The organism is Streptomyces sp. NPDC058671, from assembly GCF_042716475.1.
Classification (GTDB): Bacteria; Actinomycetota; Actinomycetes; order Streptomycetales; family Streptomycetaceae; genus Streptomyces.
Genome location: NZ_JBHXSA010000054.1, coordinates 1 through 10,920 on the forward strand (window position 1 = coordinate 1; position 10,920 = coordinate 10,920).

The window sequence follows — 10,920 nt, forward strand, 5'->3', positions numbered from 1 at the left end:
TTCGGCGGCGGGATCAGCGGCTTCGCGATCTCCCACAACCCGTCCGGAACAATCCAACTCCACGTACCCCGCCCCATGACGTGCCCAACGACCGCATCACCACATAGGACACGGTCTAAGAAGTCATCTCATTTGGCTGCCGACAGCGTGGAAAGTCGCTGGTAGGGGCGTCTCGACCGTTGTTGAATGCCCCGATGAGCGACTACTGGACACCAGCCCATCACGCGGTCGAGCACGAGGATGCGGAAACCCTGGCCCGCCTGCTCGCCCACGGCGCCGACCCCGATGAGGTCTTCAGCAACATGACGCTGCTGACGCACGCGATCGACACCGAGGGGGATGGCGCCCTGCAGAGCGGCCAGTCGTTGACGGTGCACACCACTGCCGTGCTGCTGGCGTTCGGCGCGGATCCTGAACTCGCTGATCCAGACGGTCACACTCCCCTGGACCTGGCCACTTCCTACGATCATGACCTGGCCGTACAGCTGCTGCGTACCCACATCAGCAAGCGAGCCGGCGGTAGCAGACGAGGACGCAGGCGATGGTGGTGAAGGCGAGGAAGTGGTCGGCTTTGCGTTCGTAGCGTCGGTGGAGCCGACGGCAGCCGGCGAGCCAGGCCATGGTGCGTTCGATGGTCCAGCGATGGCGGCCCAGTCGCTGCGAGGACTCAACGCCCCTGCGGGCGATGCGGTGGGTGATACCACGTCCGCGTAACCACCGCCGCAGGTGGGAGTAGTCATAGCCCTTGTCGGCGTGGAGCTTGCCAGGCTTGCGCCGCCGGGGCCCGCGGCGGGAGCGGATCGGCGGTATGCCCTTGACCAATGGGATCAGGGCCTGGCTGTCGTGCAGATTCGCCGCCGAGATTCCGACAGAGATGGGCAGACCGGTGCGTTCGGTGATCAGGTGGATCTTCGAGCCGTACTTGCCCCGGTCGACAGGATTCGGACCCGTCAGGTCCCCCTTTTCATCGCCCGCATGTTCACCGAGTCGATCGCGCAGCGGGACCAGTCCAGCTCGCCTCGCGAGCCGAGATCGTCGAGGACCAGGCGGTAGAGCTTGGCCCACACGCGGGCCTTCGTCCACTCTGAGAAACGCCGGTGGGCCGTCGCTCCCGACGGCCCGAACGACGCGGACGGCAACTGCTGCCATGTGCAACCCGAAGTGGCCACGAACACGATCGCGGCCAGCACCTCTCGGTCGCCATGCCGACGCCGACCACGGCCCTGAGGTCGCGATGGAGCCTCCGGCACCACTCGCTGGAACAGTTCCCACAACTCGTCCGGCACCAGCCGCTCAACAATCCCCACCACGGGCCCACAGCCTACCGATTCAACCAAATGAGATGACTTCTAACACCGCGAGCGCGAACGCGGCGTGGGGGACGACGCTCCAGCAGCTCCATCCAGCGGTCGTCCCAGTCCAGCTTCTCCCCGGGCTCGGCGGCGACGTCGGTCATGGTCTGTGCCCCTCCAGGCGGGCACGGGCGGCCGCGTCCGAGCGGACCCTACGGGTACTGGGAGGCAGGCGTCCGAGAAACCGGAGCGCATGATCCTTACGGGTGAGTGCAGAGTCGGACCCGGTGTCAGGAGTCGGAGATCTGATCGAAGCCACGCAGCAGTGGCGTCAGCTCCTGAGCACAGCCGCACAGGGTGCACATCCGCGTACCCGGGTTCTCCGCGACGTTCAACGCGTGCTCCACATCGAGCAGCGGAGCGCCCTGCGGCGCCTCCTCGCAGTCCGGCGCGTGCAGCACACCCCGGGCCGGACCTCGCCCCCTCGCGCACCTTCGCCAGCACCCAACCCGTAGGCCGGCTCTCCGAGGACCTCACGGACCACCGAGCGCGGCGGCGGCTCCAGCCGCTCGGTGACGACCTGGTCGTAGTCGACACCGTCGACCGGCCGCACATGGTCGGGAGCCCGGACCCACACCCGGTGCTCCGCCGCCTCCACGGTCCCGTTCTCACCGTTGCGGTACGCGGGCAGCCCGACGAGGTAGAGCCATCCGGTCGGCGTCTGGCGGCGCGTGTAGAGACGGGCGACGACTTCCTGCTCCGGCAGTCCGAGGACTGCGTCGGCGGGCAGAATCACGCGGAGCGGCACCGCCGCGGGTGCGCTGGTGTCGTCTGAAGGGCTAGTCACGTTCCTACGGTAAGCAGACAGCGGGCTCGCCCTCTGAGGAGGACGGGCCCGCTCCCATATCCGGCTACGGCCTGCCGGTCATGAACTGCTCCCACCGCCACTGCCAGTCGGCGTGCTCCGGGGCCTCCGGGGCGGGCACGCTCCGCAGGTTCTCCGGGAGCTCGACGTCCTCCGGCCCCCAGATCACGTCGTTGAACCAGCACGCCCACACGACCTCGCGCCCGGAGTTGACGACGACGGCGGCGATGGCGCCGTCGTCGGCCAGGGCGCCCTCGTCCACGGCGGTGCGGCGGCGCTCGATCGCCTTCTCCTCGCTGCGGTAGAGGATGGTGGCCCGGCCGCGAGGATGCTCCTTGCCAGTGATGGTGTAGAGGACCCAGTGAGCTCTTTCAGAGTGGCCACCGATCGGGTGACGGGCCAGCGTTCCGCAACGCGCGAGGCTCCCGTGCCGTTGAGAGAGATGTTCGACATCTCAACTCATCAACCAGGAGCCTCATTGGTTCGCCGCCCTGCCGCACTCGCCCTGCCGCACGCCCTGGTCGAGTGGGTGTCCATGCTCATCGTCACCCGTGAGGGTGACCGCCGCTGCAAGCTACTGCCCCACCAGCGCGCCCTCGTTGGCCTGGTCTACCTGCGCCGGCACGACACGCTCGCGCAGATCGCCGCCGGTTTCGGCATATCCGTCGGCACCGCCCACGCCTACGTCACGGCCGTCGTCGATCACCTGTCCCGACGGGCGCCCGACCTGCTGCGTGTCCTGCGCGAGACTGATCCTGATCACGTCCTGCTCGACGGGACGCTCGCCGAGTGCGACCGGGTCGGAGACAGCCGGAGCGACTTCTCGCAGAAGCACCGTCGCCACGGCGTGAACGTGCAGGTCATCGCCGACCCCGCGGGCAAGCTGCTGTGGATCTCACCCGCGCTGCCCGGCCGCACCCATGACCTGACCGCGGCCCGAACCCACCGCATCATCCGGATCTGCGAACGCCAGGGCGTCCCTGTCCTCGCCGACCGCGCCTACATCGGAGCCGGCCCCTGGGTGACCACGCCGATCAGACGGCTCCCGAACCGGGACCTCACCATGACCCAGCGAACGATCAACCGGGCCCTGTCGGCGGCACGGGCACCGGTCGAACGAAGCATCGCAAGGCTGAAGTCCTGGCAGATCTTCCGCCGGGCCCGCTGCAGCCCCAACCGCATGACCGCCATCGCCGCAGCCATCCTCACCCTGGAACGTCAACGCTGATGAATCTCATGGCCGTTCCAGGGTGAGGACGGATTGGCAATGGCCATCATCCAGTCGGGAACCGTCTCACGACCAGACAAGCCGACCTTCGGCGAACCGACTGACCCGGGAGCTTCCACCGGCGATCCTCGTCAGCATCTCCGCCACAGAGTCGAAATACTGGGCCATCGATTCGTACTCGCCCGTGACCGTGGGGTCACCCACGAACCAGCTGCCGACGCGCCCGTCCCGCACATCGATGAACTTTCCCATCCAGCCGTCCTGGTCCGACAGGAACGGGATCCACTCGTTACGCCAGAACGGGTAGTCCGGCTGGTCCGGAGGGTCGAATCCGCCGGGCATGGAGCGGTTCGCGTAGAGCCTCTCTATCGCCCGGATGCCCAGAAAGAAGCTCCCCTCGTCGGGGAACCCGTCGAAGCCGCAACATTGCACTTCGTCGTCGAAATCTTCCTCCGGCAGATCCAGATTGTTCTGCAACAGCCACGTCCGCAGGTCCCCATGCAGGGAGATCCCCATCCGTTCCTCGGCTGCCGCGAGCATCTGGTCCGTAGCGGGCCCGGGCAGATCCGCGTGATCGGCCGGCGCGTGCTCCCGAAGGAGACTCATCACACGCGACCAACTCTCAGCCACACTCATCGCCCTCTGTCCTCTCTACAGGGATTTCTCCGTCCGACTACGCCACTGCGGAGGTCGGGAAGTACCGGCCGGAGAACCTTGCAGGGATGGTACTTCGGGCATACGTTCTATCTATCCCCGCGATCGTCTTCCGCCCCGAAGCGCAGAGCCAGCCCCTCAGCGAAGTGACCGCCCGCGACTTTTCGCAGACAACCCACCGTGCCCGGCGGGCCTAACCGAGGAGCTTTCAGGACACAAGCGAGGACCACGGCGTCACCCTGGCGTGGCGAAGCTGAAAACGCTCAGTGGGTGCCGACGGCCTCGGGCCACCGCTTGCGGGCCGCCTGCCGCTGCCCTGGGAGGAGCAGGAGCTTCCAGGACTGGAGATTGAACTCTAAGAAGGGATGGGGTCCCGATCGCCTGGTCCGGCCACTCCCTGCACCGCGGCTTCGCCACCGCTCTCGGCGCGGGTCCGTCGGGGCTTGCCTCAGCCGACGGGCCCGGCCGCGTGGCCGCCCGGGCGGCCCCCTGCTCCAAGGGCCCGACGGGTGGGCTGCTGCCCTGCTTGGTGCGCACTCAGGACGCCGCGGGCCCGCAGCTCTTCGAGGTCGGGCAGGCGGACTCCTGGCAGGTCGTGGTGAAGGTCGGCCTGAGCGGCCCTGATGTGGGCCAGATCTTCGGGGCCGGTCCCAAGGCTTCGGCGGAGGGTCACGGTGATCATCCTACGAGTGGATTGATAGTCATCGAGTCGGGCGACTCCTGTCGGTCGAAGGGTCGTTGACCAGGTATGACCCTTCACTACCTGCCCACCGCCACCCCTGCCGAGCAGAATGGCGTGGCTGCCTCCGAAGATCTGCCTCTCCTCTTCCGCACCGGTCCTTTGGAACCCGTGGCCGAGCCGGAGGAGCGTGAGCCGTGGCAGGGAGAGGCCGAGGCGCTCGCGGAGGCGGCGGTCGTCGGCCGGCGGGCAGCGGACTGGATCCGTTCCCTGCCCCTCCAGGCCGGGGCCTGGATCTCCGGTCCGCTGGCGGACGCAGTGGAGGAGGCCATGATCCACCTGGACCCGGCGGACTGCGACGACATCGGCCGCCACGGGCACGCAGGGGTCTCGGAGTCGGCCCGCCAGAGGTTGGACGGCCTTATCTACGGCATGGCCGAGATGGCGCCCCTCGCAGCGCACCAGCGGGTAGCGCTCTTCGCTGTGGTCCACTGCGTTCAGGGCCTCCCGAGCACCCTCGCCAACGATCCGGGGACGGTGATCGAGGACGGAGTCCTCGCGGCCGTGTGCGCGGTGATCGACAGCGCCATCAGCGCCGGTTGAACCCCGGGGGGTGCCTCTATGTTCTTCGTCAAGCGTGTGGGCAGCCCCGGTCCGGGGTTCGATCTTCTTCGTGGGGCATGAGACTGTCCGGTCGTGCCAGAGATGATGAGTGGTTTGGAGGCGGCCTTGGCTGAGGCGTCGTCTCCTTCATGGGCGCAACGTGTTCGTGCCGGGCGCGACCTTGCTTCCTTCGTTGATGTTCCTGAGGCTGCCGAAGTGCTGGTGGGGCTGCTGCTGGACGTCGAGGACACGGCGGTGACCCGGGAGACGGCAGAAGCCCTGGCCCGGGTGGGGACGGTGGCCGCTGTAAGGCTCATTGCTCTCGCGGTTGCCGAGGCTGACGACAACCAGGCTGACTGGCTGCAGACCGGGGTGCATGACGCGCTCGTGGGTGCGGACGGTGGTGTGCCGAACGTCGCAGCGGCTTGCGCGGACCTTGCCCGGGACCAGGAAGACGCTGTCCGGCGGGCTGCCGCTGATATCTCGGCGTGGGCAGACGACACAAGGCGTTGACCTGAATCGGCCTGCCTGTGGGCTGGTTCACGCAGCCGCCGCTTGGGAGAAGAGGGGTTCGTAGAAGTCGATGGACGCAGCGATCACCGCGACGCGGCACCTGCCCAGCCGGGCGGCGGCGGCACGCCTCGGCGTCGCCCCGAGCACCGTCAAGCGGTGGCGCCGACGCCCCGCCCCGGAGGCCGAATCCGCGTGACAGCATCGCGCCCCCGTCCCGTAGGGTCCCCGTAGCCCGTGCCGATATGGCGTGCGCGGGTGAGGCCCGGCGCCCAGCATCTGGGGGCAGTACCGCCGGGCCGCCCTACCCCTCGCGCGCGAGCACCCCAGTGCTACGGAGTGGGTGCGATCACGGGCCAGGTCTGCCTAGCCTGAGGGCACGTCCAGGGGGGTCCTGGAGGAGTGCGGATGCCCCGTCCACTGTGGTCCGGAGCGGTGTCGTTCGGCCTGGTCACCGTTCCGTGCAAGCTGGAGGCCGCCGTGGAGCGGCACGACGTCTCCCTGCGGCAGATCCATATCGAGGACGGCGGCCGTGTCCGGTACCGCAAGACGTGCTCGGTCGACGACCAGGAGCTGCGCGAGGACGAGATCGGCAAGGGCTACGAGGTCAGCAAGGATCGCGTCATCCCGATCACGGACGAGGACCTGGCGGACATGCCCCTGCCCACCGCGAAGGCGATCGAGATCGTGGCGTTCGTCGACCGGACCTCCGTCGACCCGGTCCAATTTGGTGCAGGATCCTACTACCTGTCTGCGGACGGCCAGGTCGCCGCGAAACCGTACGTCCTACTCCGCAAGGCGCTGGAGCGCAACGAGAAGGTGGCGGTCGCGAAGTACGCACTGCGGGGCCGCGAGCGACTCGGCCTGCTCCGCCCCATGGGCGACGCGTTGCTTCTGTCCGGGCTCCACTGGGCGGATGAGATCCGCTCCTCCGATGAGGTCACCCCGCCCGAGACCGCACTCACCGAGCAGGAGATCAAGGGCGCGCTCGCGCTGATGGACTCGATGACCGTCGGCTCGATCACCGAGCTGGACGTCACCGACCACTACACCGAAGCGTTCCACGAGGTGATCGCGGCGAAGGCCGAGCACCGCACACCCAGGCCCGTCGCGGAGGAGGCGGCGCCGGCCGGTCAGGTCGTCGACCTGATGGCCGCGCTGGAGAAGTCGGTGGCCGACGCCCGCGCACGCCGGGGCGAGACGTCCGGGGGTGAGGCGACCGTGCACGAGATGCCCACGCCGACGAAGAAGGCAGCGGCCAAGAAGACACCCGCGAAGAAGACAGCCGCCAAGAAGACCACGGCGAAGAAGACCACGGCGAAGAAGACCACCCGCAAGCGCGCGTCCTAAGGGCTTCCCGCCCGAGCGCCCCTGGAGTCCCGGCCTGTCCGGCGCCGCCTCGGCGGTGCTCCTGCCGATCCCGGGACGGCGCCCGCACGTCTCCCGTAGGGTCCCGGTAGCCCGTGCCGATATGGCGTGCACGGGTCAGGCCCGGCGCCCAGCATCTGGGGGCAGTACCGCCGGGCTGCCCCACCCCTCTTGCGCGTGAGCACCAGGCCGTGACCGACGTCCAGCGAGCCTGTCCCCGACGCCCCGGCGACACCGCGCCTCCCAGGACGCCACCGCTACAGGCGGCCGCCTGCCGACCTCTCGCGTCCCCACCGCCCCCACCCCAGTCCGGGCGGGGTGCGCACGGCGCTCAGCCGCCGCTGGGAACGGCATGGAGCTGACGTCCTCATGTCCCTATGCGCCCTACGGCTGCCACGCGTCGCAGATACAGGACGGATTCCACTGCTCACGGTTGGCGGGGAATGTCATCAGCGTGGCGTGCTCGGCCACGTCCCGGAGCGTCACCGAGTCCCAGTGGGAGAGGTTGGCGAAGTGGTTGAGCGCGTGCAGCAACTGCGTGGCGTGAATCTTCGCGGCGTCCGATGGCGGTGACGGCTGCAAGAGTTCCTCGGTGGCCTCGATGGCATGGCGCAGGTAGTAGACCGGAGAGAGCGGACAGGCGTCGGCGTGCGGGGCCACGGTTCCTCCAGACCACGGCTAACGGACATCACGGCGAGCCTATGCACCCGGTCCTCAGCCACGTGAGCGAGTTGCCCGCTCGGCGCACGGCGCAGCCTTCACCTCCCGCCCGGGCGCCCCTGCCGCGCCGGAGGCTTGTCGATTCCGAGGCTCCCCCATGGGGCGCACAGCTCGCACATCTCCAGCTCGGGGAACTCCTCGAACGCCATCCGCACCTCCTCCTTGCTGAGCAGGCTCGGCATGTTCTTGGCGATCGAGCAGTTCCCGCGATGCAGCACCGGATGACCCTCGACCGCGCGAGAGGGCAGCACCTTCCAGGACATCTCGCGGCGGGCGACCTCCCGGCGCCGGCGGTCCTGCTCCTGCTGGGCTTCGAGTTCCCGGATCGTCCGCTCGGCCTGGTCGAGCTGCCACCGCAGCCAGTCCCGCAGCGTCCGCTGCTTCTCCAGCCGGTCGGCTATCGGCATCTCCATCGCACACACCCGCTCACGCCGCCTCGGCCACGCCCGCGACGGCGGCCCTGACGTCCTGGTGGCTCTTCAGCGCCATCCTGGCCGCGATCAGCTCGGGGCCCCGCTCCAGCTCGCTCCAGTACGGATGCGTGGACACCGCGATCGACAGCTCCCGCACCAGATCCCACAGGCGCCGCTCCTCGGCGGCCTGGTCCGGGGTGTAGCCGGGGGAGGGTTCACGTCCGCCGGTCGCCTCCCCGGTGTGCGGGTGGACGGTGCCGGGCCAGCCGGGCAGGGGCTCCACCGACCAGGGCAGGGTCCGGCACAGTGCCTGGTATTCGGCGTGGGCCTGATGCAGCCGGGCCTGGAGGCTCTTCAGGTCCTCGGGGAAGCCGTACGGGTCGTCCTTCTTCGCGGTGCCGTTCTCGCTCACACCAGAAACGTACCTCTGTTCGATTTCTGGAAGCCAGCCGCCACACACCACCGACCGTGACCACCCTCCAGCGACCCTGAACCAGACCCCTGTGTCCTGTCTCACTGGACCTTGACGGGTCCCACCGAAGATTGACGAAACCACCTCGTTGTCGTAGCGAAAGTTGACCGCCCCTGGTTGGAGGAGTGCGCCTCCCAAAGGTGCAGCCACGGCCACACGGTCCCTTCGGCGGGCCGCGCCGGCCGGCCGCCACCCGGTCAAGGTTCGCTGAGATAGGTCGAGGTACGGCGAAAGGGGACTGCAAGCTGGGATAGTCATGTTCGTGACAGATAGCAGTGCTTGGATTGGCTTGGTCGGGGCATTGGGCGGGGCATCCTTGACGGCGCTTGCCGGCGTGTACGGACCTTCCTTCCTGAAGCGGAAGGAGAGGGACCAGCAGGAGCTCGATGGCAGACGGCAGGTAACCGATGCGGCAATCAGCGCCCTTGTGGACGCGCGCCTCGCGACCCGACGATGGCAGGACTACCTGGAGCAGGTAGCCGCAAGGGCATCAACGGGAAGCCAGGTCGATCCAGAAGACTTCAGTCAGGAGTCGGGACGACTCGGTGACGAGGCCATGCGTACTTGTTTCGCCTTGTCAGCTCATGGCATCAGAAGGGTGACCACGCAGGATCACAGATGGATTCTTGGCTCCCTTCGGAGAGCTTCAGCCGGGATCCACGACGCCCTGTTGGGCAACGCGTTCATCACAGGCTCATGGCCCGACGCCGTTCGGCAGGCGGTGGATGAAGCCGAACGGAGCCGCGTGTTCTTCCGCGCGCTGCTGGATCACATGATTGAGGAGCGTTTCGGGCCGGACCGGCCTGCCCTGTGAGGACATTCATCCATCCCGTCTCAGTTCGACCGGGTCCGGCTGGCTAGCACTGCCCGGCCTGCCGAGGGGACCGTGTGGCCATGGCTGCACCCTTGGGGGCGCACCCTTCCGACCAGGCGGTCAACCTTCGGTGAGAACGGTCAAGGTTCAGTGAGACAGGGCACCCTGGCGATACTCCGCCTGCGGGGTGGCCGCACCCCCGGGCGGGCGGCATACGGGCTGCGGGGCCCCAGGAACGCATTGCGCCCCCGTACCGGGGATCACTGGGTACGGGGGCGCCAGGGGGGCGAATCAACGACCAGTCGGCCCGACCTCCCACAGAGGACAGTAGGGGCCGGCGGGGGCTGAGCAGACGGGCGTGTCCTTCGTTGGAGGGGTTCCGGCACGCGGATGAGTGACGCCCCTGCGACGAGGTGACGCCAGTTCCCCCTGCCCCGCCCCCGGGGACCGCGACGCCGTGAACGGGCCACCGTGCAGCTCCGGGCCCGCCCGTCTCCCGGTCGGAGTGGTCATGACCACGGGGCCGTGACATCCGTCCGGGGCCCGGGTTGGCCCGGCATGCGAATGATGATCTCCAGCGCGGCCGTGGCCGCTGCCCTCCTGGCGGGTGCCGCGCCCGCGCTCGCCACGGTCGACACCGCCCCGGCCCGAACGACGGCCCGCCTCAACGCGTGCGGGTACGACGTGGCGGGCTCGAACGTGAACCTGCGCTCCGGCGCCGGGACCCGCTACGCCTCGCTCGGGCACCTGACCCGTGGGGACCTGATCGATGTCGACCGGAAGTCGAAGGGCTGGTACCGGGTCACGCTCTCCGAGCGCTCGCGCTCCGGCATCAAGGCCGGCACCACCGGATGGGTGGCCGAGCGGTACCTGAAGCCATCGGTCTGCATGCAGCTCGACTAGGGACTTGTCCGGCCGGTCATGTCGGACCGCTCGGCGTCAAAGGGCAGATGTATCACCGGCAGGCCACCTGCGCTCTCCCGCCGACCAGCACGGATTTAGGATTACGGGTGTGGATATACGAGGGGCCGTTGAAGAGCTGGCCAAGGAAGCCGAAGGGCAGATCCGCGACCACACGTGGGTCCTGACACCCGCCGACCGTTCCGTCGCGGCGCAGGCCGCCGCCGACCTGGACGCCATCGTGGGCACCCTGGAGTCCCAGGAGGCGCTGTCCGAGGTCGAGCGGCTGGCCCACCTGCGGGAGGCACTCGCCGCGGTGGCCATCGCCCTCGCCCACGTCCACGGACGCCTGGCCTGGTTCCTCGGCGCAGCGGCCACCGCCCTCACACCCGTCCTGCACTG

Annotated in this window: 15 protein-coding genes and 1 pseudogene; 9 read left to right on the forward strand and 7 right to left on the reverse strand. The window is 68.6% G+C overall.

Annotated features, from left to right (window positions below):
- Window positions 1–194: 194 nt before the first annotated feature.
- Window positions 195–551, forward strand: a complete 357-nt coding sequence (locus ACFWV2_RS32730; RefSeq protein ID WP_384410959.1) for an ankyrin repeat domain-containing protein — start codon at window positions 195–197, stop codon at window positions 549–551.
- Here ACFWV2_RS32730 and ACFWV2_RS32735 read toward each other — a convergent pair.
- The 3 genes and pseudogenes from ACFWV2_RS32735 to ACFWV2_RS32745 form a co-directional block, all read right to left on the reverse strand.
- A protein-coding gene (locus ACFWV2_RS32735) for an IS5 family transposase (RefSeq protein ID WP_384410998.1) occupies window positions 502–1,301 on the reverse strand; the annotation gives its coding sequence in 2 pieces (ribosomal slippage) (window positions 502–962 and window positions 962–1,301; 801 coding nt in all). The genes ACFWV2_RS32730 and ACFWV2_RS32735 overlap by 50 nt on opposite strands.
- Window positions 1,302–1,582: 281 nt before the next feature.
- Window positions 1,583–2,100: pseudogene (locus tag ACFWV2_RS32740) on the reverse strand (DUF6233 domain-containing protein).
- Between the two features lie 103 nt (window positions 2,101–2,203).
- Window positions 2,204–2,419 (reverse strand): hypothetical protein, encoded by a 216-nt coding sequence (locus ACFWV2_RS32745; RefSeq protein ID WP_384410962.1) that lies wholly within the window; start codon window positions 2,417–2,419, stop codon window positions 2,204–2,206.
- Window positions 2,420–2,635: 216 nt separating this feature from the next.
- Here ACFWV2_RS32745 and ACFWV2_RS32750 point away from each other — a divergent pair, with 216 nt between their 5' ends.
- Window positions 2,636–3,385: a transposase family protein gene (locus ACFWV2_RS32750; RefSeq protein WP_384410965.1), complete on the forward strand. Its 750-nt coding sequence runs from the start codon at window positions 2,636–2,638 to the stop codon at window positions 3,383–3,385.
- Between the two features lie 66 nt (window positions 3,386–3,451).
- On the opposite strand, the gene ACFWV2_RS32755 is transcribed toward ACFWV2_RS32750, so the two are convergent.
- The gene (locus ACFWV2_RS32755; RefSeq protein WP_384410968.1) at window positions 3,452–4,021 is read right to left on the reverse strand and encodes an SMI1/KNR4 family protein; all 570 of its coding nucleotides are present in this window, start codon (window positions 4,019–4,021) and stop codon (window positions 3,452–3,454) included.
- A gap of 766 nt (window positions 4,022–4,787) precedes the next feature.
- Here ACFWV2_RS32755 and ACFWV2_RS32760 point away from each other — a divergent pair.
- The 4 genes from ACFWV2_RS32760 (at window position 4,788) to ACFWV2_RS32775 (ending at window position 7,181) form a co-directional block, all read left to right on the forward strand.
- Window positions 4,788–5,321: a hypothetical protein gene (locus ACFWV2_RS32760; RefSeq protein WP_384410971.1), complete on the forward strand. Its 534-nt coding sequence runs from the start codon at window positions 4,788–4,790 to the stop codon at window positions 5,319–5,321.
- 102 nt (window positions 5,322–5,423) lie between these two features.
- Window positions 5,424–5,834, forward strand: a complete 411-nt coding sequence (locus tag ACFWV2_RS32765; RefSeq protein ID WP_384411001.1) for a hypothetical protein — start codon at window positions 5,424–5,426, stop codon at window positions 5,832–5,834.
- A 70-nt stretch (window positions 5,835–5,904) separates the two neighbouring features.
- Window positions 5,905–6,030, forward strand: a complete 126-nt coding sequence (locus ACFWV2_RS32770; RefSeq protein WP_384410974.1) for a helix-turn-helix domain-containing protein — start codon at window positions 5,905–5,907, stop codon at window positions 6,028–6,030.
- 209 nt (window positions 6,031–6,239) lie between these two features.
- Window positions 6,240–7,181, forward strand: a complete 942-nt coding sequence (locus ACFWV2_RS32775) for a Ku protein (RefSeq protein WP_384410977.1) — start codon at window positions 6,240–6,242, stop codon at window positions 7,179–7,181.
- A 402-nt stretch (window positions 7,182–7,583) separates the two neighbouring features.
- On the opposite strand, the gene ACFWV2_RS32780 is transcribed toward ACFWV2_RS32775, so the two are convergent.
- From ACFWV2_RS32780 to ACFWV2_RS32790, 3 genes are all read right to left on the reverse strand, one after another.
- A complete protein-coding gene (locus tag ACFWV2_RS32780) occupies window positions 7,584–7,859 on the reverse strand; it encodes a hypothetical protein (RefSeq protein WP_384410980.1) in 276 nt (91 codons plus the stop codon).
- Window positions 7,860–7,957: 98 nt separating this feature from the next.
- On the reverse strand, window positions 7,958–8,332 hold the full coding sequence (locus tag ACFWV2_RS32785) for a DUF6233 domain-containing protein (protein ID WP_384410982.1): 375 nt from the start codon (window positions 8,330–8,332) through the stop codon (window positions 7,958–7,960).
- Between the two features lie 13 nt (window positions 8,333–8,345).
- Entirely contained in the window at window positions 8,346–8,744 is a 399-nt protein-coding gene (locus ACFWV2_RS32790; RefSeq protein WP_384410986.1) for a hypothetical protein, read from the reverse strand.
- Between the two features lie 316 nt (window positions 8,745–9,060).
- On the opposite strand from ACFWV2_RS32790, the gene ACFWV2_RS32795 reads away from it, so the two are divergent.
- The 3 genes from ACFWV2_RS32795 to ACFWV2_RS32805 all read left to right on the forward strand — a co-directional run.
- Window positions 9,061–9,618, forward strand: coding sequence for a hypothetical protein (locus tag ACFWV2_RS32795; protein WP_384410989.1), 558 nt, complete (start codon window positions 9,061–9,063; stop codon window positions 9,616–9,618).
- 558 nt (window positions 9,619–10,176) lie between these two features.
- Entirely contained in the window at window positions 10,177–10,521 is a 345-nt protein-coding gene (locus tag ACFWV2_RS32800) for an SH3 domain-containing protein (RefSeq protein ID WP_384410992.1), read from the forward strand.
- A 109-nt stretch (window positions 10,522–10,630) separates the two neighbouring features.
- The coding region (locus ACFWV2_RS32805; RefSeq protein ID WP_384410995.1) for a hypothetical protein at window positions 10,631–10,920 on the forward strand (290 nt) is incomplete at its 3' end.